15 protein-coding genes and 1 other RNA gene are annotated in these 21020 nt (G+C 58.7%); 10 read left to right on the forward strand and 6 right to left on the reverse strand.

Annotated elements, in window-relative coordinates; translation table 11 throughout:
* Positions 1-67: 67 nt before the first annotated feature.
* Together menI and ydiJ are read right to left on the reverse strand one after the other, a co-directional pair.
* On the reverse strand, positions 68-478 hold the full coding sequence (menI, locus tag C5687_RS01130) for a 1,4-dihydroxy-2-naphthoyl-CoA hydrolase (protein ID WP_045285297.1): 411 nt from the start codon (positions 476-478) through the stop codon (positions 68-70).
* A complete protein-coding gene (gene ydiJ / locus C5687_RS01135; RefSeq protein WP_104556265.1) occupies positions 475-3531 on the reverse strand; it encodes a D-2-hydroxyglutarate dehydrogenase YdiJ in 3057 nt (1018 codons plus the stop codon). The genes menI and ydiJ overlap by 4 nt, the downstream gene beginning before the upstream one ends.
* A 200-nt stretch (positions 3532-3731) precedes the next feature.
* Between ydiJ and ydiK the strand changes: the two genes are divergently transcribed.
* Together ydiK and rprA are read left to right on the forward strand one after the other, a co-directional pair.
* A complete protein-coding gene (gene ydiK / locus C5687_RS01140; RefSeq protein WP_025757318.1) occupies positions 3732-4847 on the forward strand; it encodes an AI-2E family transporter YdiK in 1116 nt (371 codons plus the stop codon).
* A 209-nt stretch (positions 4848-5056) separates the two neighbouring features.
* An RNA gene (gene rprA, locus C5687_RS01145) (antisense sRNA RprA) lies at positions 5057-5164 on the forward strand.
* A 5-nt stretch (positions 5165-5169) separates the two neighbouring features.
* Here the strand turns inward: rprA and C5687_RS01150 are convergent.
* The 3 genes from C5687_RS01150 to ppsA form a co-directional block, all read right to left on the reverse strand.
* Positions 5170-7545, reverse strand: coding sequence for a glycoside hydrolase family 3 N-terminal domain-containing protein (locus C5687_RS01150; RefSeq protein ID WP_104556266.1), 2376 nt, complete (start codon positions 7543-7545; stop codon positions 5170-5172).
* Positions 7546-7548: 3 nt separating this feature from the next.
* Positions 7549-8949, reverse strand: a complete 1401-nt coding sequence (locus C5687_RS01155) for an MFS transporter (protein ID WP_104556267.1) — start codon at positions 8947-8949, stop codon at positions 7549-7551.
* A 233-nt stretch (positions 8950-9182) separates the two neighbouring features.
* Positions 9183-11561 carry a phosphoenolpyruvate synthase gene (gene ppsA, locus C5687_RS01160; RefSeq protein WP_104556268.1) on the reverse strand — a complete coding sequence of 793 codons (2379 nt, stop codon included), beginning with the start codon at positions 11559-11561 and terminating at the stop codon, positions 9183-9185.
* Positions 11562-11896: 335 nt separating this feature from the next.
* On the opposite strand from ppsA, the gene ppsR reads away from it, so the two are divergent.
* The 8 genes from ppsR to C5687_RS01200 all read left to right on the forward strand — a co-directional run bounded on the left by ppsR (position 11897) and on the right by C5687_RS01200 (position 20026).
* Positions 11897-12730, forward strand: a complete 834-nt coding sequence (ppsR, locus tag C5687_RS01165; RefSeq protein ID WP_023311315.1) for a posphoenolpyruvate synthetase regulatory kinase/phosphorylase PpsR — start codon at positions 11897-11899, stop codon at positions 12728-12730.
* A gap of 152 nt (positions 12731-12882) precedes the next feature.
* Complete coding sequence (gene aroH / locus C5687_RS01170) at positions 12883-13929, forward strand: 3-deoxy-7-phosphoheptulonate synthase AroH (RefSeq protein ID WP_104556269.1); 1047 nt, start codon at positions 12883-12885, stop codon at positions 13927-13929.
* Positions 13930-14137: 208 nt separating this feature from the next.
* A complete protein-coding gene (hemP, locus tag C5687_RS01175) occupies positions 14138-14320 on the forward strand; it encodes a hemin uptake protein HemP (RefSeq protein ID WP_025757323.1) in 183 nt (60 codons plus the stop codon).
* 77 nt (positions 14321-14397) lie between these two features.
* Positions 14398-16380 carry a TonB-dependent hemoglobin/transferrin/lactoferrin family receptor gene (locus C5687_RS01180; RefSeq protein WP_104556270.1) on the forward strand — a complete coding sequence of 661 codons (1983 nt, stop codon included), beginning with the start codon at positions 14398-14400 and terminating at the stop codon, positions 16378-16380.
* 35 nt (positions 16381-16415) lie between these two features.
* Positions 16416-17444 (forward strand): hemin-degrading factor, encoded by a 1029-nt coding sequence (locus C5687_RS01185; RefSeq protein ID WP_104556271.1) that lies wholly within the window; start codon positions 16416-16418, stop codon positions 17442-17444.
* The gene (locus C5687_RS01190; RefSeq protein WP_104556272.1) at positions 17441-18262 is read left to right on the forward strand and encodes a heme/hemin ABC transporter substrate-binding protein; all 822 of its coding nucleotides are present in this window, start codon (positions 17441-17443) and stop codon (positions 18260-18262) included. Before C5687_RS01185 ends, C5687_RS01190 begins: the two co-directional genes overlap by 4 nt.
* A complete protein-coding gene (locus tag C5687_RS01195; RefSeq protein WP_104556273.1) occupies positions 18262-19254 on the forward strand; it encodes a FecCD family ABC transporter permease in 993 nt (330 codons plus the stop codon). The genes C5687_RS01190 and C5687_RS01195 overlap by 1 nt, the downstream gene beginning before the upstream one ends.
* The gene (locus tag C5687_RS01200) at positions 19247-20026 is read left to right on the forward strand and encodes a heme ABC transporter ATP-binding protein (RefSeq protein WP_104556274.1); all 780 of its coding nucleotides are present in this window, start codon (positions 19247-19249) and stop codon (positions 20024-20026) included. The genes C5687_RS01195 and C5687_RS01200 overlap by 8 nt, the downstream gene beginning before the upstream one ends.
* Here the strand turns inward: C5687_RS01200 and C5687_RS01205 are convergent.
* Entirely contained in the window at positions 19993-20916 is a 924-nt protein-coding gene (locus C5687_RS01205; RefSeq protein ID WP_032672463.1) for a LysR family transcriptional regulator, read from the reverse strand. The genes C5687_RS01200 and C5687_RS01205 overlap by 34 nt on opposite strands.
* Positions 20917-21020 lie beyond the last annotated feature (104 nt).

Consider the following 21020-nt stretch of genomic DNA (forward strand, 5'->3'; position numbering starts at 1 on the left):
AAAACCTGACCAGTATACCACAACCTGCTGGCTAGTTTTTGACCGATTGCAAAAACATCAGGAAAATTTATACCACCGCCGTCGTCAGCCTCGAAGAGCAGCACAGACGGTCCTGCTCATCGAGAATATCGATCTGCCACACCTGATGACGGCTACCGGCGTGCAGCGCACGGCAAATACCGCGCACGCGCCCGCTGCGCACCGAGCGAATGTGGTTAGCATTCACCTCAAGCCCGACAACCTTCTGCTCCCCTTCGGTGCAGAGATACCCCGCCACCGAGCCCAGCGTTTCGGCCAGCACCACGGAGGCGCCGCCGTGCAGCAGGCCAAACGGCTGATGCGTGCGGTGATCGACAGGCATGGTCGCCTCCAGATCGTTCTCGCCGATGCGGGTAAACTGGATATCCAGCAGCCCGACCATATTCCCTTCGCCCATGGCGTTTAACGCCTGTAGCGTGACAGCGCGTTTCCAGATCATCCAATAATCTCCAGCAAAGCCTGCAATGGGTGGCGTACCCCGTTACCTTCGACCCGTTTCACCTGGCTTCGACAGGAGTAGCCCGTCGCCAGGCAGCGGTTTCGCGGCAAACGCTGCATCGCCTGATGCCAGGACAGCTCGTAGATGCCGAGCGAGTTGGCATGGTTTTTCACTTCATGTCCGTAGGTGCCGGCCATTCCGCAGCAGCCCACGTTGACGCTCTCAAGCTTCGCGCCGAACCGGGCAAAGACAGATGCCCACTGGGCGGGTGCGCCAGGCAGCGCGGTGACTTCGGTGCAGTGGCCGAACAGGTACCACGGTTCACCGCTGACATCCTGAACCGCTTTGTCTGCCAGGACCCCAGGCAGCCACTCATGCACCAGCAGCACGTTGAAATCGCCACGCTTGTCGCCCAGCGTCTGCTTATATTCATCGCGATAGCACAGCACCAGCGCCGGATCGACGCCGACCATCGGTATCCCCAGCTGCGCCACGCGATTCAGGAAATCAGCCGTTTTCTGCGCGGTCTTCGCAAAGCGCGTCAGGAAGCCCTTAATGTGCTGCGCCTTGCCGTTAGGCGAGAATGGCAGGACCACCGGCTGATAGCCCAGCTTTTCTGACAGGCGGATGAAGTCCGCCACCACCTCTGCATCGTAGTAGCTGGTAAACGGATCCTGCACCACCAGTACTGTCTTCGCTTTTTGCTCAGGGGTGAGTGCCTCCAGCTGCTCCAGGGTCATGTTCGCCGAGCGATGCCCGACGAGCTGGCGCTGAAGAGAGGGCACCGAGAGCAGCGGCAGATCGACCATCCCGATATGCTTTTCGGAAAGCTTGCGCACCAGCGGCTGGTTAATAAAGAAGTTAAAGGTCTTTGGCGCTCGCGCCATCAGCGGCGCGTAGCTCTCTACCGTCGCCACCAGATGGTCGCGCACCGGACGCAGATAGCGCGTGTGGTAAAGCTGCAGGAAACGCGAGCGGAATTCCGGCACGTCGATTTTAATCGGACATTGGGTGGAGCAGGCTTTACAGGCCAGACAGCCGGACATCGCCTCTTTCACCTCGTGGGAGAAATCATACTCGCCCTTGCTGGCATGCCAGCTGTTGCGGGTGCGCTCGATAAGCGAGCGCAGGCTGGCGCGTTTTTCCGGTAACTCCTGCTCGAGCCGGAGCGGATCAACCCCGCGGTCGGCGAGCAGGCGCAGCCACTCGCGCACCAGCGTCGCCCGCCCTTTTGGCGAGTGAATACGGTTGCTGGTGATTTTCATCGACGGACACATCGGGCTTTTGACATCAAAGTTAAAGCACAGGCCGTTGCCGTTGCACTCCATCGCGCCGCGCCAGGAGGAACGCACCGCAATCGGGATCTGTCTGTCGTAGGTGCCGCGCTTGACGGCGTCCACCTGCAGCATCGGGGCATCGACACCTTCTGGCGGGCAGATTTTACCCGGGTTGAGGCGGTTATGCGGGTCGAAAGCCGCCTTCACCTTACGCAGCTCCGCATAGAGCTGTTCACCGAAGAACGCCGGGCTGTATTCCGCGCGGAACCCTTTCCCATGTTCGCCCCACAGCAGACCGCCGTATTTGGCGGTTAAGGCCACCACCTCATCGGAGATCTGCTTCATCAGGATCTCCTGCTGCGGGTCGCACATATCCAGCGCAGGACGCACATGCAGCACCCCGGCATCCACGTGGCCGAACATGCCGTAGCTCAGGCCGTGGCTGTCCAGCAGGGCGCGAAACTCAACGATATAATCCGCCAGGTGCTCAGGGGGAACGCAGGTATCTTCGGCAAACGGAATCGGCTTCGCCGCCCCTTTGGCATTGCCGAGCAGCCCCACGGCTTTTTTCCGCATCGCGTAGATACGCTCGATACCGGCCAGATCGTTACAGAGCTGCCAGCCGATCACGCCGCCTTCGCCATGGGCAATCAGTTCGTCCAGTCGCTGACACAGCGTGGTCACCTGGCTGTCGATAAGCGCTGCGTCATCGCCGGCAAATTCCACGATATTAAGACCCAGCATCTCTTTACCCGGCACGTCGGTAATCAGCTCGCTAACGGAGTGCCAGACGATATCTTCCCGGGCCAGATTGAGCACTTTAGAGTCAACGGTTTCCACTGACAGCGCCTGGGCTTCCACCATAAACGGCGCATTGCGCAGCGCGGAATCGAACGAGTCATATTTGACGTTCACCAGGCGACGCACCTTCGGCAACCGGGTGATATCCAGCCGCGCCTCGGTGATAAACGCCAGCGTCCCTTCGGAGCCGGTCAGCACGCGGGTTAAATCAAACTGGGTCAGGTCATCGTTAAAGACGTGGCGCAGGTCGTACCCGGTCAGGAAGCGGTTCAGTTTGGGGAATTTATCGAGGATCAGCTGTCGGTTGTCGCGGCAGCGCTCCAGCACGGTACGATAAATACGCCCGCTGGCGGTGTTATCTTTGCCCAGCGTTTCCGCCAGCTCCACCGCCATCGGCTGGGTATCGAGGATATCGCCTCCCAGCAGAACCGCTCGCACGCCCAGTACGTGATCGGAGGTTTTGCCGTAGACCAGCGAGCCCTGGCCGGAGGCATCCGTGTTGATCATCCCGCCAATGGTGGCGCGGTTACTGGTGGAGAGTTCAGGTGCGAAGAAGTAGCCGTACGGTTTGAGGTACTGGTTAAGCTGATCTTTGATCACGCCCGCTTCGACCCGCACCCATCCCTCTTCAGGATTGATCTCAATGATGCGGTTCATATAGCGCGACATATCAATAATGATGCCCTGGTTCAGCGCCTGACCGTTGGTTCCGGTGCCGCCGCCGCGCGGCGTAAAGACCAGCGAGGCGAAGCGCTCCTGCGTGGCGAGCCGGGCAATCAGCGCCACATCGGCCGTTGAACGAGGAAAAACGACGGCATCGGGAAGAAGCTGGTAAATACTGTTATCGGTGGCCATCGTCAGCCTGTCGGCATAGTTCGTGGCGGTATCACCTGTAAAACCCTGTTGCTCCAGTGCCTGCAAAAAATTAAGCACCAGCTGAACGACGCCAGGTGCCTGAGAAATCTGTGGGATCATGACCGTCGACCCTAATTAGAGTAATGTGAAATCGTTTGCGTTGTGTCCGGAAAGTTTTATCACATTTTTTTCTTATAATCTCTGCTGAATTACAGGCAGAATTCGCCTGTCAAAAATCGCTGATATCATTAATGATTAGAGAGACGCGGTTTTCCCTTCCCGCCAGCCTCGCTGGTGTTTTATTAAGGAAAGTTTCATTTATGGTCAATGTTCGCCAGCCCAGGGATGTTGCGCAAATTTTGCTGTCGGTGCTGTTCCTGGCCCTCATGATTATTGCGTGTCTGTGGATTGTTCAACCCTTTATTCTCGGCTTCGCCTGGGCCGCGACCGTGGTCGTCGCCACATGGCCTTTATTGCTGCGCTTGCAGAAGCTGCTGTTCGGCCGCCGTGGGTTAGCCGTGCTGGTCATGACGCTGCTGCTGTTCCTGCTGTTTATTATTCCCATTGCTTTGCTGGTGAACAGTCTGGTGGATTCCAGCGGCCCGGTTATCCGTGCCATTACCAGTGGCGACCTGACGCTGCCGGATCTCGCCTGGCTGAACAGCATTCCGCTGGTGGGGGCCAAGCTCTACAGCGGCTGGCATAGCCTGCTGGAGATGGGGGGCAGCGCGTTGATGGCAAAAGTTCGCCCGTATATTGGCACCACCACCACCTGGTTTGTGGGTCAGGCGGCGCATATTGGTCGCTTTATGATGCACTGTACCCTGATGCTGCTCTTCAGCGCCCTGCTCTACTGGCGCGGTGAACAGGTGGCGTTGGGCGTTCGTCACTTTGCAACCCGCCTGGCGGGTAAACGGGGCGACGCTGCGGTACTGCTGGCGGCACAGGCCGTACGCGCGGTTGCGCTGGGCGTGGTGGTGACCGCGCTGGTGCAGGCGGTGCTGGGTGGTATTGGTCTGGCGATTTCCGGCGTACCGTACGCCACGGTCTTCACCGTGGTCATGCTGATGACCTGTCTTGCGCAACTGGGGCCGCTGCTGGTGCTGGTACCCAGCATCATCTGGCTCTACTGGACGGGTGATACCACGTGGGGAACGGTGTTGCTGGTCTGGAGCTGCGTGGTCGGCACGATGGATAACGTCATTCGCCCGATTTTGATCCGCATGGGCGCTGACCTGCCGCTGATCCTGATCCTCTCCGGGGTGATTGGCGGCTTGATTGCCTTCGGCATGATTGGCCTGTTTATCGGCCCGGTGCTTCTCGCCGTCACCTGGCGTCTGTTCTCCGCCTGGGTGCATGAAATTCCCCCGCCGGGAACTGACCCGGACGTGATTTTGAGCGAACTGGAAGAGTTGGAAGAAAAGAATACCCATTAAGTCTTGTTGCCGGGTGGCGCTGACGCTTACCCGGCCTACATTCTCCCGCTCAATACTTTAACACTGCTAAAGTATTTATTCGTTACACACTGGTCAGACCCGCGATTCCTGCCCCCAATCTGCTCATAACCGCAAGAAATCTTTACGTCTCTTTAACTATTGAGACGAATCCGATCGACGCTAAAAGCGGACATGCCTACTATTAGCACACGGTTATAAATCAACACCTTGATTTATAAGCATGGAAATCCCCTGAGTGAAACAACGAATTGCTGTGTGTAGTCTTTGCCCATCTCCCACGATGGGCTTTTTTTTATCCTGACTACGCGCGCTTAACCTCACAGGTACTGAGCATCCGCCACTCAGCGGGCAGCACCCGCGTTTCCCCTGTCACATTAACCGTAACCGTCTCGCGGATATCCGCTGACGATGCGCCCATCTGCAGCTCAAACTCACCCGGCTCAACGATGCGTTTCCCGTCACGACGGGTAAAGTTGAACATCTCCACCGGCAGCGTAAAGGTGAGCGTGGCGGTTTCCCCCGGCGAGAGCGTGACGCGCTGGAAGGCCTTCAGCTCCTGGAGCGGCCGAACCTGCGTGGCGACCTTATCCCTGACGTAAACCTGCACCACCTCGCTGCCGCTGCGCTCCCCGGTGTTGGTGATCTCCACGCTCAGTGCCACCTCGCCGTCGACCGACACCTCAGATGAAGCCACGCTCGCGTTCCCCCAGCTAAATGTCGTCCAGCCGAGGCCGAAGCCAAACGGGTAACGTGCACCGAAATGGAACGCAAACGGCGTGCCGCCGCTTTTGAGCTTGTGATTGTAGTAGTACGGCATCGCGCCGGCGCTTTTCGGCACGCTCACCACCAGACGCCCCTGCGGCTCCGCACGCCCCGTTAGCACGTCCGCAATGGCCCAGCCCCCTTCCTGCCCCGGTGCCCACGCCACGATCAGCGCGGCCACCTTGTCCTCCAGGCCCTGAAGATGGTAAGGACGCCCTCCGGTCATCACGACAATCACCGGTTTGCCCGTCGCCACCAGCGCCTCCAGCAACTGTTGCTGCACGCCCGGCAGGTTTAAGGAGTCGGTATCCGAACCTTCCCCCACGGTACCGCTCTGGAACAGCCCGGCGAGATCGCCCACGCAGGCCACGACAACATCACTCTCCTGCGCGGCATTCACAGCCTCGGGGATCAAGGCGGTGCTTTGCGAAACCGGCGACTGCTGCATCGGTTTGCCTCCACTGTCCCCCGGGAAGACCGGCGCACCCGCCATCCGTTTTTCGATGATGTGACACCCTTTAGCGTAGCGGACCTGCGACGCGCCGAGGTAATGCTCCAGCGCCGCGCGCGGCGTCGTCACCTGAGAGGTCTCCTCGACCATATCGCTGATGATCAGATGAACGGGGAAACTGTAGCCGCTGAGTAACGCCAGCGGATCGTCTGCCGTCGGCCCTACCACCGCCACGCGGGGTTTGCCACCAAGAGGTAAGATGCCGTTGTTCTCCAGCAGCGTGACCGATTTTGTCGCCACCTCCCGCGCGACCTGGCGGGTCACTTCATTTTGCAGATCGATACCGTTTTCATCGACATACGGCTCTTCAAACAGACCGAGACGGAATTTTTCGGTCAGCACACGGCCCACAATCTCATCCACTTTCGCCATGGCGATCAGCCCGCGATCGACGGCTTCGGCCAGGTGGCGTGCGCAGTCATCTTTCGGCAGCTCAACATCCAGCCCGGCGTTGAAGGCCAGCGCGGCAGATTCTGCCGCATCGTGGGAAACCCCATGATGCTGATGCAGCAGGCTGACGCCGCCGTAGTCGGCCACAACGATCCCGTCGAAGCCCCACTGTTCGCGAAGGACGGTGGTCAGCAGGAAGCTGTCGCTGTGGCCCGGCTGGTTATCAATATCGTGATAGGCGGGCATTACCGAACCGGCGTTGGCGAGCTTCACCGCCATTTCAAACGGCAGCAGGAAGGTGTCGTTAAGCTCGCTAAAACCCAGGTGTACCGGAGCATGGTTACGCGCGCCTTCACTGAACGAGTGACCCACATAATGTTTGAGGGTCGCCAGCAGGTCACGTTTGTCGCCCTGCAGTCCCTTAACATAGGCGGTAGCCATGACGCCCACCAGCCAGGGATCTTCGCCAAAGGTCTCTTCGGTTCGCCCCCAGCGCACGTCGCGGGAGACATCCAGCACCGGCGCCAGCCCCTGCTGGCAGCCCACAGACCGCGCCTCTTTACCAATCTGTTGTGCCGCTCGCTGCACCAGTTCAGGGTCCCAGGTTGAACCGTAGTTCAGCGACGACGGGAACAGCGTGGCGTCTTTACACAGCAGCCCCACCAGGCACTCCTCATGGAACAGCGCCGGAATGCCGAGACGCGTCTCCTCAATCATCATCCGCTGCAGGCGGTTAGCGGCGCGTACCCCGGTTTTCGCATCAACGATATGGGTTCCCAGCGGACGGGTGATCTGCCCGACGCCCAGCTTAAGCCGTTCGCCGAGAGAAGCCTGTTGGCTCACACCGGCAAATTCGTCACTCAGATCGCTGCGCTCGCGGTGGTTGCCGTTTTCATCGAGGATCAGCCAGTACGCATGCATCTGAGCGAACTTCTCTTCCGGGGTCATGCGTGACAGTAAATCGGCGACGCGCTCGTGCACGGGACGTCCCGCGTCCTTATAGATAGCTGTCATGTTTTACTCCTGTAGTGCGGAAGGTGTTGCCGGGCTGAGCTGCCCTGCTTCGGGTCTTACCTCACGTTTGCTGGCCAGCTCCCGGGCGATGGAGTCCACCAGCCGGCTGTTCAGTTTGTAGATGGCCAGCAGCGCGACCATGCAGAGGAACAGCGCGCAAGGGATAAGGGTGAACAGTGCGTTAATGGTCGAGAGCACGTGCGGTGCCTGGGCTGCCTCACCGGGTGCATAATCCACCATGCCCAGCACCCAGCCGACGACCGCCCCGCCCAGCGCCAGGCCAAATTTGATGGCAAACAGCGCGGTGGAGAACACCAGCCCGTCCAGGCGGCGGCCGCTGCGATGCTCTTCGTAGTCCACCACATCGGAGAACATGGTCCACTGCAGCGGTGTGGTGAGGTTTTGCACAAAGCTGAAGACGATATTGAGGCCAAAGATGAGCCAGACCTGAGAAGGCGGCAGGAAGAAAATCAGCGCGCCGAAGATGACGAAGGAAATAATGGTCCACTGATAGGCGCGTACGCGGTCAAATTTCCCCAGCAGCCGTTCGGATAATAACGCGCCGCTTAATGAGGCCACCATCCCGGAAACAATAAAGGCAAAAACCAGCTCCGGACGCAACAGCACATATTTCACGTAATACATCGTGGCGGAACCCCGCGTCACCACCGCCGTTAACAGTAAAATATTAAACAGGAACACAATACGCCACTGGCTGTTTCCGGCCAGCAGTTTTAAATCGGTAAACATGGATCCGGAGGTATCGTTGCGTGGAGAATAACGCTCGCGGGTCATCATGAAACAGCAGAAGAACAGTACAATCCCCAGCAGCCCCATCAGACTCATGGCATAGAAATAGCCTTTCTGCACGTTGCCCTGGCCTAACAAGGAGACCAGCGGCAGGGCAATTACCGTCACAATCAACCCGCCGATAAATGACAGGCCAAAGCGCCAGGATTGCAGGGAGTGACGCTCACGCGGATCCAGCGTCAGCGCGCCCGGCATGGCGCAGTAAGGCACGTTAATCGCGGAGTAAATCAGGCTTAAAATAGCGTAGGTCACGCAGGCATACACGATTTTTGCCGTTGGCCCAACATCCGGGACATAGAACGTAATCAGGCAGCTCACGCCAAACGGAATGGCAAACCACAGCAGCCAGGGTCGGAAACGACCGTGGCGCGTCCGGGTGCGATCCACCAGCGCGCCAATGCACGGGTCGACAAACGCATCGACCACGCGCACCACTAAAAACATGGTGCCCATAACCGCGGCGGGCAAACCAAAAACGTCCGTATAGAAATAAGCGAGAAATAGCGTTGCCGTTTGCCAGACCAGCGCGCTGGCCATATCACCTAAGCCATAACCTATTTTATCTTTGGTACGCAATACAGAGGAGATTATCATTGTTATTTGCCTTTTTATCAGGTTAAAACGTATTTCAACCAGTTGCGCATCTTCACCAGGGAAATGCGCAGTAAGGCTCAAGTATTAGCAACGCTTTGCGGGCTAACAATTGTCTAAATTAACAGACAAATTATGATATTTAGTTTTTTACTTTATTTGTGATGGGGAGCATATTCGGGCGGAAATAAAAAAGGCGAGGAGATATCTCCTCGCCTTTATCCGTTTTTTAGCGGTTACTTGTTCAGTTCCGCCAGGCTCAGCCAGGTTTGCACCACGGTATCCGGGTTCAGGGACAGGCTATCAATCCCCTCTTCCATCAGCCATGCGGCAAAGTCTTCATGGTCGGATGGGCCCTGACCACAAATCCCGACGTATTTACCCTGCTTCTTCGCTGCGCGGATGGACATAGAGAGCAGCGCTTTCACCGCCTCGTTACGCTCATCGAACAGCTCAGAGACCACGCCGGAGTCGCGGTCCAGACCCAGCGTCAGCTGCGTCATGTCGTTCGAACCGATAGAGAAGCCGTCGAAGTGCTCAAGGAACTGCTCAGCCAGCAGGGCGTTGGACGGAATTTCACACATCATGATGATCTTCAGCCCGTTCTCGCCGCGCTTCAGCCCCTGACGAGCCAGCTCGTCCACCACGGCTTTCGCCTGATCCACGGTACGCACAAACGGGATCATGATCTCGACGTTGGTCAGCCCCATGTCGTTGCGCACGCGTTTCACCGCCTCACACTCCAGCGCGAAGCAGTCGCGGAAGCTGTCGGATACGTAGCGTCCGGCTCCGCGGAAGCCCAGCATCGGGTTCTCTTCTTCCGGCTCGTAGCGCTCACCGCCCACCAGGTTGGCGTATTCGTTAGACTTAAAGTCTGACAGACGCACAATCACGCGTTTCGGCCAGAACGCCGCGCCCAGCGTGGCGATCCCTTCGGTCAGACGGCCGACGTAGAACTCTTTCGGCGAGTCGTAGCCTTTCATCATCTCGCGGATTTCGTTCTGCAGTTTCGGATCCTGGTCGTCAAACTCCAGCAGCGCACGCGGGTGGACGCCGATCATACGGTTGATGATGAATTCCAGACGCGCCAGACCTACGCCTTCGTTCGGCAGGCAGGCGAAGTCAAACGCGCGGTCAGGGTTACCGACGTTCATCATGATCTTCAGCGGCAGGTCCGGCATGGTATCCACGCTGGAGCTCTTGACGCTGAAGTCGAGGATATCAGCATACACGTAGCCGGTATCGCCTTCGGCACAGGAGACGGTCACATTCTGTCCGTCTTTCATGCGTTCGGTAGCGTCACCGCAGCCGACAACCGCAGGAATACCCAGTTCACGCGCGATGATGGCAGCGTGACAGGTACGGCCACCGCGGTTGGTAACGATAGCCGCGGCTTTCTTCATGATCGGTTCCCAGTCCGGGTCGGTCATGTCGGTTACCAGCACGTCGCCAGGCTCAATACGGTTCATTTCGCTGATGTCGTGGATCACTTTCACCGGACCGGCACCGATACGGTGACCAATCGCACGGCCTTCCGCCACGATTTTGCCCTGCGCGTGCAGCGTATAACGCTCCATTACCTGGCCGCGAGAACGGACGGTTTCCGGGCGCGCCTGCACGATAAACAGCTTGCCGGTGTTACCGTCTTTCGCCCATTCGATGTCCATCGGACGACCGTAGTGTTTTTCGATCTGCACCGCCTGCTTCGCCAGCTCCTGCACTTCAGCGTCGGTCAGGGAGAAGCGATCGCGCTGCTCCTGCGGCACATCTTCAATTTTCACCTGCTTGCCATGCTCCTGCGTCGGGGCATAGATCATGCGGATTTTTTTCGAGCCCATGGTGCGGCGCACCACCGCCGGGCGGCCAGCGGCCAGCGTCGGCTTGTGAACGTAGAATTCGTCAGGGTTAACCGCCCCCTGGACCACCATCTCACCGAGACCCCATGCAGAGGTGATAAACACCACCTGGTCGAAGCCGGATTCGGTATCGATGGAGAACATGACACCGGAGGAACCGACATCCGAGCGCACCATGCGCTGAACGCCAGCGGAAAGCGCGACGCCACGGTGGTCATAGCCCTGATGCATGCGATAGGAGATGGCACGGTCGTTAAACAGGGACGCAAAGACATGTTTCACCGCCACCAGCACGGCGTCATATCCCTGAACGTTCAGGAAGGTTTCCTGTTGCCCGGCAAACGAGGCGTCCGGCATATCTTCTGCGGTGGCAGAAGAGCGCACGGCAAAAGAGGCCTGCGCGTCATCAGCAGAAAGCTGGTTGTACGCGTCGTGAATGGCTTTTTCCAGTTCCGGCTGGAAAGGTGTGTCGATGATCCACTGGCGGATCTGCGCCCCGGCTTTCGCAAGCTCGGTAACGTCATCAATATCCGTTTTATCCAGCAGGTCGTAAATGCGCTGGTTAACACCGCTCTGGTCTAAAAACAGGTTAAAGGCATCGGCGGTGGTGGCAAACCCGTTCGGTACGGAGACACCCATACCTGACAGATTTGTAATCATTTCACCCAGGGAGGCATTTTTGCCCCCAACTCTGTCTACATCATTCATGCCGAGTTGGTTATACCAAAGCACCAGCGGTGACGAGCCATTGTTGGACATCGAAACAATCCTTTTGTGATATTTGATCGGAGTAAGTAACGCCTGACTACGTATTTATAGTGGCATATTTATTTCCGCTAAAAAAACGGTGAATCGTGTAAGCAATTTAAATTTTCAACTTTTCGGATACTTTCCCATCAACGATTAAGCCGATGATTCCTCTATATTCAGCCAGAAACCCCAAAAATAAAGTCGCTATATGAAAAATGAAATCCACTTTTCAGGAAAATCAAAAACAGCGTTTCATTCATAATTAGGATAAGTTCTTTGCTGTATAAATTACTTTTTTAATTTATGCTTTCAGACAATTACGTATGATATTCAGGGTGGGTAAAATGGATAGTGCTGTCGATCGCCACGTTTTTTATATTTCTGATGGGACGGCGATCACCGCCGAGGTGCTGGGCCACGCGGTGATGTCGCAGTTCCCCGTTTCGATTAACAGCATCACGCTGCCGTTTGTCGAAAATGAGAGCCGCGCCAAAGCGGTGAAAGACCAGATTGACGCCATCTATCAACAGACCGGCGTCCGCCCGCTGGTGTTTTACTCGATTGTGATCCCCGAGATTCGCTCGATCATTCTGCAAAGTGAAGGCTTTTGTCAGGATATCGTGCAGGCACTGGTGGCCCCGCTGCAAAGCGAACTGAAGCTCGACCCGACGCCCATCGCCCACCGTACCCACGGGCTTAATCCCGGTAACCTGACCAAGTACGATGCCCGTATCGCCGCCATTGATTACACCCTGGCGCACGATGACGGTATCTCTCTGCGTAATCTCGACCAGGCGCAGGTGATCCTGCTGGGCGTGTCGCGCTGCGGCAAAACCCCGACCAGCCTCTATCTGGCGATGCAGTTCGGTATTCGCGCCGCCAACTACCCGTTTATTGCTGACGACATGGATAACCTGGTGCTGCCCGCCGCCCTGAAGCCGCTGCAGCACAAGCTGTTTGGCCTGACCATCAACCCGGAACGCCTCGCCGCCATCCGCGAAGAGCGCCGCGAAAATAGCCGCTACGCCTCGATGCGCCAGTGCCGAATGGAAGTCTCCGAAGTGGAAGCGCTGTACCGTAAAAACCAGATCCCGTGGCTGAACAGCACCAACTATTCGGTAGAAGAGATCGCCACCAAAATTCTCGACATCATGGGGCTTAACCGCCGCATGTACTAATATGCTAGTACATTAACTCAGATTCAGGTATCATCATCGGCAACCACGGGGCGGTGTCGCCCCGAACTTGAAATCAGCAGGGATTGGTTTAAGGTGATGCCCATCACTTCCCGGTAGTCTGCCGATGAAGCAAAAATTTTCTGAGACATTCCATGAATAAAACCGATGAACTCCGCACTGCGCGCATTGACAGCCTGGTTACGCCGGCTGAACTGGCACAGCGGCATCCCGTTTCCGCCACCGTTGCGGAACATGTGACGGCCTCCCGGCGACGCATTGAAAAAATCCTCAATGGTGAAGACCCGCGTCTTCTGGTGGTGATTGGGCCGTGCTCCATCCACGATCTGGATGCGGCGATGGATTATGCCAAACGGCTGCAGGGGCTGCGTGATAAGTACCAGCATCGCCTTGAGATCGTGATGCGAACCTACTTTGAAAAACCGCGCACCGTGGTGGGCTGGAAAGGCCTGATTTCCGACCCTGACCTGAACGGCAGCTATCGTGTGAATCACGGTATTGAGCTGGCGCGTAAGCTGCTGTTACAGGTCAACGAGCTGGGCGTGCCGACGGCAACCGAGTTTCTCGATATGGTGACCGGGCAGTTTATCGCCGACCTGATCAGCTGGGGCGCGATTGGCGCGCGCACCACCGAGAGCCAAATCCACCGCGAGATGGCTTCTGCCCTCTCCTGTCCGGTGGGCTTTAAAAACGGTACCGATGGTAACACCCGTATCGCGGTGGATGCCATCCGCGCGGCCCGTGCCAGCCATATGTTCCTGTCACCGGACAAGAGCGGCCACATGACAATTTACCAGACCAGCGGTAACCCGTACGGCCATATCATCATGCGCGGCGGCAAGAAGCCCAATTATCATGCAGAAGATATTGCGGCGGCCTGCGAGTCGCTGGCCGAGTTCGACCTGCCGGAACATCTGGTGGTAGATTTCAGCCACGGCAACTGCCAGAAACAGCATCGCCGCCAGCTGGATGTGTGCGATGAGATCTGCAAGCAGATCCGCAGCGGTTCAACCGCTATCGCTGGCATTATGGCCGAAAGTTTCATCAAGGAAGGGACGCAGAAGATCGTTGCCGGACAGCAGATGGTTTACGGGCAGTCCATCACCGACCCGTGCCTGGGCTGGGAAGACAGTGAACTGCTGCTGGAGAAGCTGGCTGCCGCCTTGGACACTCGCTTTTAACATCCTGCCGGGTGGCGCTGCGCTTACCCGGCCTACGATTCGTGCCCTTCTCCCTCAGCCCCGTGGGAGAGGGTCGGGGTGAGGGCATCAAGCCGCACCTCCCCCCAATTTTATCCCCTCACCCTTTTTTCACAAAAACGCTTGCTGTGAATTTGCAGTTTATTGATAATGATTATCATTGTTACATTGATTGTTATTTATAAACATTATGTCACGTACGGATAACAGCGCGGCAACGCCAGCAAAAACACACACAGCGCCAGCCCCTACCGAGCGCAGGATTGACAGCAAAACCCTGCTCGGCGATGAGGGGCGGGTCATTATCGAGCATGACGGCCAGCGCTACCTTCTGCGCCAGACCCATGCCGGAAAACTGATCCTCACGAAATAAACAACACAAAAAACGACGCCAGCCACCCAGGTGAAACCAAGGCAGCCAGCGCTTTTCAATGCTTATGGAGAGTTGCTATGCCACACCTGCCTTCCGCATCTTTACGTCCGTCACTTCTGGCGCTGGCGATCGTCAGCGCTCTGCCGGGCACCGCTTTTGCCGCCACAGATGAAATGACCGTGATCGCCACGGGTAACGCCCGCAGCGCCTTTGAAGCCCCCATGATGGTGAGCGTGATTGACGCCAGCGCGCCGGAGAAACAGACCGCCAGCTCGGCGGCCGACCTGCTGCGTAACATCCCCGGTCTGACGCTGGACGGCACCGGGCGCACCAACGGGCAGGACGTGAACCTGCGCGGCTATGACCGTCGCGGCGTGCTGGTGCTGGTGGACGGCGTGCGGCAGGGAACCGATACCGGACACCTGAACAGCACCTTCCTCGACCCGGCGCTGATTAAACGTATCGAAGTGGTTCGCGGTCCGTCGGCCCTGCTGTACGGCAGCGGCGCGCTGGGCGGCGTGATTTCGTATGACACCGTCGATGCGAAGGATCTGCTGGAGCCGGGTAAAAGCAGCGGTTACCGCGTGTTTGGTACCGGCGCGACGGGCGATCGTAGCCTTGGCATGGGGGCCAGCGCCTACGGACGCACAGACACGCTGGACGGGCTGGTGTCCTGGTCCAGCCGCGATCGCGGAGATATCCGCCAGAGCGACGGTGCAACGGCGCCTAACGACGAATCCATCAATAACATGCTGGCGAAAGGCAGCTGGAAAATCGATCCGGCCCAGACCCTGAGCGGCTCCCTGCGCTACTACAACAACGCCGCCCGGGAGCCGAAAAACCCGCAAACTCCCGGGGCGGACAGCAGTAACCCGATGACCGATCGCTCCACCATTCAGCGTGACGCGCAGCTGGGCTATAACATTGCCCCGGCGGGTAACGACTGGCTGAACGCCGACGCAAAAATTTACTGGTCCGAAGCGCGCATTAACGCACAGAATATCGACAGCAGCGGTGAGTTTCGCCAGCAGACCACCAAAGGCGGCAAAGTTGAAAACCGCACGCGCCTGTTCAGCGACACCTTTGCGGCACATCTGCTGACCTACGGTGGGGAATACTACCGTCAGGAGCAGCACCCGGGCGGGGCCACCACCGGTTTCCCGGAAGCGAAAATCGATTTCAGCTCTGGCTGGTTGCAGGATGAAATTACCCTTCGCGATCTTCCCGTCACCCTCCTTGGCGGCACACGCTATGACAATTACCGCGGCAGCAGCGATGGCTACGACGATGTCGATGCCGATAAATGGTCATCCCGCGCCGGGTTAACCATCAGCCCGACTGACTGGCTGATGCTGTTTGGCTCTTACGCGCAGGCGTTCCGCGCGCCCACCATGGGCGAGATGTACAACGACGCCAAACACTTCTCCATCGGCAGCTTCTATACCAACTACTGGGTGCCCAACCCGAACCTGCGCCCGGAAACCAACGAAACGCAGGAGTTTGGTTTTGGCCTGCGCTTTGACGATCTGATGCTTGCCAACGATGCGCTGGAGTTCAAAGCCAGCTATTTCGACACCAAAGCTAAAGACTACATCTCCACCACCGTCGATTTTGCGGCGGCGACCACCATGTCCTATAACGTCCCGAACGCCAAAATCTGGGGCTGGGACATGATGGCAACGTACTCGGCCGACCTCTTTAACCTTGACCTGGCCTATAACCGCACGCGCGGGAAAGACACCGATACGGGCGAGTATATCTCCAGCATCAACCCGGACACCGTGACCAGCAAGCTGGACATTCCGGTGGCGCAAAGCGGTTTCTCCGTCGGCTGGATTGGCACCTTTGTCGAGCGGTCAACGCATATCAGCAGCAGCTACAGCCAGCAGCCGGGCTATGCGGTCAACGATTTCTACGTGAGTTACAAAGGCCAGGAGCGGCTCAAAGGCGTAACCACAACGCTGGTGCTCGGCAACGCCTTTGACAAAGCGTACTGGTCCCCTCAGGGCATTCCGCAGGACGGCCGTAACGGCAAGATTTTCGTAAGCTATCAGTGGTAATTCCCGTCGGGGCCACTCTTCAGAAGGAAAAGACAATGAATCACTACACACGCTGGCTTGAGCTCAAAGAAGATAATCCGGGAAAGTACGCGCGCGACATCGCCAGTTTAATGCACATCAGCGAAGCAGAGCTGGCCTTTGCCCGCGTGGGTCACGACGCCTGGCGACTGCGCGGTGAAATCCGCGAGATCCTCGGCGCGCTGGAAGCGGTGGGCGAAACCAAATGTATCTGCCGTAACGACTATGCCGTACATGAACAGACAGGGAGCTTCACCAACCAGCACCTGACCGGACACGCCGGGCTGGTGCTTAACCCGCGCGCGCTGGATCTGCGCCTGTTCCTCCACCAGTGGGCAAGCGCGTTTCACATCAGCGAAGCCACCGCCCGCGGCGAGCGGCAGAGCATTCAGTTTTTCGACCACCAGGGCGATGCCCTGCTGAAGGTCTACGCCACGGAGAACACCGACGTTTCCGCCTGGGGAGACGTGCTGACCCGCTTTATCTTTGCCGAGAATCCCCCGCTGGCGTTGAAGGTGGCCGAGCGCCCGGCCCACGCTGAACAGCCGGAAGCCGCGCTCGTGGATGCCGAGTGGCGCGCCATGACCGATGTGCATCAGTTCTTCAGCCTGCTCAAGCGCCATAACCTCAGCCGCCAGCAGGCGTTTCGCCTGGTGGGGGACGATTTGGCCTGCAAGGTAGAGAACGCCGCGCTGGCGCAGCTACTGGAAGCGGCGCGCCGGGACGGGAACGACATCATGATCTTCGTCGGCAACCGCGGCTGCGTGCAGATCTTCACCGGTGCGGTGGAAAAGCTGGTGCCGATGAAAGGCTGGCTGAACATCTTTAACCCAACCTTTACCCTGCATCTGCTTGAAGGATCCATTGCGGAAACGTGGGTCACGCGCAAACCAACGGCAGACGGGCATGTCACCAGCCTGGAGCTGTTTGCCGCCGACGGGACGCAAATCGCCCAGCTGTACGGCCAGCGTACCGAAGGCGAACCGGAGCAGAGCCGGTGGCGCAGCCAGATTGACGCCTTAACGGCGAAAGGGCTGGCCGCATGAAACGGTGGCTTGCCCTGATCGGCGCCCTGCCCCTGCTGGCATTTGCTGCCCCGCAGGAGAAAATCGTCACGCTCGGCGGCGACGTCACCGAGATTGTCTACGCCCTCGGTGCGGCTTCTTCGCTGGTGGCGCGCGACAGCACCAGCCAGTGGCCCCAGGCGGCGAATGCGCTGCCTGACGTGGGCTATCTACGCCAGCTCAACGCGGAGGGGATCTTATCCCTGCGCCCCACGCTGGTGCTGGCCAGCGCCCAGGCGCAGCCGTCTCTGGCGCTAAAGCAGGTTGAGCAAAGCCACGTCAGGGTGATCGAAATTCCCGCCAGTAACGACCTGAGCGTCATTGATGAAAAGGTGCGGATCGTGGCGGAAGCAACGCACCGCGAGGCCGAGGGGCAAGCCCTGCGCAACAGGCTCCGTCAGGCGCTGTCGACACTTCCCGCATCGCCGCTCAACAAGCGGGTGCTGTTTATTCTCAACCACGGCGGGATGACCGCCATGGCTGCCGGACAACAGACCGCCGCCGATGCCGCTATCCGCGCGGCGGGACTGCTTAACGCGATGCAGGGGTTCAGCCGCTATCAGCCGCTGTCTCAGGAAGGCATCATCGCCAGCCGGCCCGATCTGGTGGTGATTTCCTCGGCCGGCATCACCGCCCTGGGCGGTGAAGCGAACCTGTGGAAGCTGCCCGGCCTGGCGCAAACCCCGGCAGGACGAAACAAGCAGGTGCTGGCGATTGACGATATGGCGCTGCTGGGCTTCAGCCTGCGAACGCCAGAGGCCATCCAGCAGCTGCGCAGCAAAGCGGAGCAGCTGCCCTGATGTCCCGGCGGATCACCTTATCGTTATGGATGCTGACCGCGATCCTGGCCATCATAACCCTCGCGGCAACCGGGGTCGGGGCATTACACCTGCCAGTCAGCCTGCTGTGGAACGGCACAGACGAAGCGCTGCGTCAGATCTGGCTGACGATCCGCCTGCCTCGCGTGCTGCTGGCGCTGGCGATCGGCGGTTCACTGGCAGTGGCGGGCTGCGTGATGCAGGGGCTGTTTCGCAACCCGCTGGCAGACCCAGGCCTGCTCGGCATCAGCAGCGGCGCGGCACTTGCCGTCGCGCTGTGGGTGGTGCTTCCCCTCTCGCTGCCTGCCCTGGTGATGCTGTATGCCCCGATGCTGGCGGCGTTTCTCGGTGCGCTGGCCGCCACCCTGGTGATTTTTATCCTCAGCCGACAACGTGACGGTTCTTTGTCGCGCCTGCTGCTGGTAGGCATTGCCATCAACGCCCTGTGCGGCGCGGCCGTCGGCGTGCTGTCATGGCTCAGCAATGATGCCCAGCTTCGCCAGCTTTCGCTCTGGGGAATGGGCAGCCTCGGCCAGGCGCAGTGGTCAACGCTGCTGGCCGTCTCGTCGCTGATGATACCCACCGTGCTGGTTATCTGGCGTCTGGCAGGCGCCCTTAATTTGCTGCAACTGGGTGACGAAGAGGCGCACTACCTCGGCGTGGACGTCGCCAGCGTGCAGAGGATCCTGTTGCTGTGCAGTGCTCTTCTGGTGGCTGCCGCCGTTGCGGTCAGCGGCATTATCGGCTTTGTCGGCCTGGTGGTGCCGCACCTGGTGCGCATGTGGCTGGGAGCCGACCACCGCGCCGTACTCCCTGGTTCGGTGCTGGCCGGAGCGTTGTTATTGCTGGTTGCCGATACGCTGGCGCGCAGCGTGGTCGCCCCGGCGGAAATGCCGGTCGGCTTATTGACCAGCCTTCTCGGCGCACCGGGGTTCCTGTGGCTTATCTTTCGTCGTGGAGGTTCGCATGGCTGAACGCTATTGTGGCGAAAACCTTGTTTTTCGCGTCGGGCAACGGACGCTGATTAACGACGTGTCGCTGACCTTATCTCAGGGCGAGATGGTGGCGTTGATTGGCCCCAACGGCGCCGGGAAATCCACGCTATTGCGGCTGCTTACCGGCTATCTTAAACCGGCGGGCGGACAATGCAGCCTGGCGGGCACGCCGATCGCCGCCTGGCAGCCGGAGACGCTCTCCCGCTACCGGGCGGTGATGCGTCAGAACACGCAGATTGGATTTGACTGGCCGGTTGAAGCAGTAATCGGCATGGGCCGCGCGCCCTGGACCCGCACGCCTGAAGCCTCGGTAGTAGAAGCGGTGATGGTCGTTACCGGGTGTTTACCGCTGGCGGGCAGGCAGTTTGCCGCACTTTCCGGTGGCGAGCAGCAGCGCATCCAGCTCGCCCGCGCGCTGGCTCAGCTCTGGTGCGACGGTGCGCCACGCGGCTGGCTGTTTCTGGATGAACCCACGTCTGCGCTGGATCTCTACCACCAGCAGCATCTGCTGCGCCTGCTGAAATCCCTGACCCGTCGGGGACATCTGCACGTGTGCGTGGTGCTGCATGACCTTAATCTGGCGGCGCTGTGGGCGGATCGCATCCTGCTGCTGCAAGGCGGAAAAATCGTGTCCCAGGGGAAACCGGAAACCGTTTTGCAGGCCGATGCGCTGGCAAAATGGTACGGCGCGCAGGTCCACGTTGGCCGGCATCCGGCTCACGCTGCGCCGCAGGTATTTCTCGCCCCCTGACCCGGCTGATAAAAATCTTTCAGGGTTTCCAGCAGGGCATGCGCTGCTTTAGAAAGCTGCGTGTGCCCGGGATGGATCACCCCGATACACTTTTCAATAGGCGGGCTGTCCAGCGGAATACAGACCGCGCCTAATGAGGCCATCTGGGTCTCACACAGCGCCGGTACGGCACTGCCGCCCAGCCCGCTCGCGACCATGCGCCCAACCGTCACCAGTTGATGGCTCTCCAGGGCGACCTCCAGTTTTCTGCCGCTTCGCGCCAGCTCCTCTTCCATCATCAGACGCACCGCAGAGGGACGCTGCAGGGTAATGAAATCCAGCGTCAGCAGCGCGTCCCATGTCAGGCGCTTTTTGCCTGCAAGCGCAGAATCTTTCGGCACAATGGCAATAAACCGGTCGAGGCCCAGCGGGGTAAACAGCAGGTTGTGCGTTGGCGCAGGCTCGAATGCGATCCCCATCTCCACGCGCCCTTCCCGGACCATCTCTATCACCTGCTCGTTAATCACATCATGCACGGTGACGTTGATCCCGGCGTGGCGGTCGCGAAACGCTTTTAGCACCTCGGGTAAGACATTCGCCGCAAACGACGGCATGGCCGCGACCGAGATTTTACCGCGCTGCAGGGTAAAGCACTGGTGCATGGCCTCTTCGACGTTATCCCAGTCCGCCAGCAGCTGCCGCGCCATCGGCAAAAAGGTCTCCCCTTCCTGCGTCAGGGCCACCTTGCGCGTACTGCGCTGAAGAAGCGGTCCGCCCAGCGCGTCCTCCAGCCCTTTTATCGTCAGGCTCAGGGCTGGCTGAGAGAGATTCAGCCGTTCGCTGGCGTGCGCGAAATTCAGAGTGTGAGCTACCGCTAAAAACGCGCGTAACTGTTTGACACTCATTCTCATTTTTCATCCTGTTAACTAATTGAAAAAATTTAGTTAACAGGAAATTAATAAAAAAACCAAATGAGTGGGTCACAAATTCAAAATTAACAAATGAGTCGCCACCC

The organism is Enterobacter sichuanensis (assembly GCF_002939185.1).
Classification (GTDB): Bacteria; Pseudomonadota; Gammaproteobacteria; order Enterobacterales; family Enterobacteriaceae; genus Enterobacter; species Enterobacter sichuanensis.

Bases quoted from the DNA above. Each gene is read 5' to 3' on its own strand.
- menI (WP_045285297.1), bottom strand. From the start codon at position 478: ATGATCTGGAAACGCGCTGTCACGCTACAGGCGTTAAACGCCATGGGC.
- C5687_RS01190 (WP_104556272.1), top strand. From the start codon at position 17,441: ATGAAACGGTGGCTTGCCCTGATCGGCGCCCTGCCCCTGCTGGCATTT.
- C5687_RS01200 (WP_104556274.1), top strand. From the start codon at position 19,247: ATGGCTGAACGCTATTGTGGCGAAAACCTTGTTTTTCGCGTCGGGCAA.
- aroH (WP_104556269.1), top strand. From the start codon at position 12,883: ATGAATAAAACCGATGAACTCCGCACTGCGCGCATTGACAGCCTGGTT.
- ydiJ (WP_104556265.1), bottom strand. From the start codon at position 3,531: ATGATCCCACAGATTTCTCAGGCACCTGGCGTCGTTCAGCTGGTGCTT.
- C5687_RS01155 (WP_104556267.1), bottom strand. From the start codon at position 8,949: ATGATAATCTCCTCTGTATTGCGTACCAAAGATAAAATAGGTTATGGC.
- C5687_RS01205 (WP_032672463.1), bottom strand. From the start codon at position 20,916: ATGAGAATGAGTGTCAAACAGTTACGCGCGTTTTTAGCGGTAGCTCAC.
- ppsR (WP_023311315.1), top strand. From the start codon at position 11,897: ATGGATAGTGCTGTCGATCGCCACGTTTTTTATATTTCTGATGGGACG.
- C5687_RS01185 (WP_104556271.1), top strand. From the start codon at position 16,416: ATGAATCACTACACACGCTGGCTTGAGCTCAAAGAAGATAATCCGGGA.
- C5687_RS01150 (WP_104556266.1), bottom strand. From the start codon at position 7,545: ATGACAGCTATCTATAAGGACGCGGGACGTCCCGTGCACGAGCGCGTC.
- hemP (WP_025757323.1), top strand. From the start codon at position 14,138: ATGTCACGTACGGATAACAGCGCGGCAACGCCAGCAAAAACACACACA.
- ppsA (WP_104556268.1), bottom strand. From the start codon at position 11,561: ATGTCCAACAATGGCTCGTCACCGCTGGTGCTTTGGTATAACCAACTC.
- C5687_RS01195 (WP_104556273.1), top strand. From the start codon at position 18,262: ATGTCCCGGCGGATCACCTTATCGTTATGGATGCTGACCGCGATCCTG.
- C5687_RS01180 (WP_104556270.1), top strand. From the start codon at position 14,398: ATGCCACACCTGCCTTCCGCATCTTTACGTCCGTCACTTCTGGCGCTG.
- ydiK (WP_025757318.1), top strand. From the start codon at position 3,732: ATGGTCAATGTTCGCCAGCCCAGGGATGTTGCGCAAATTTTGCTGTCG.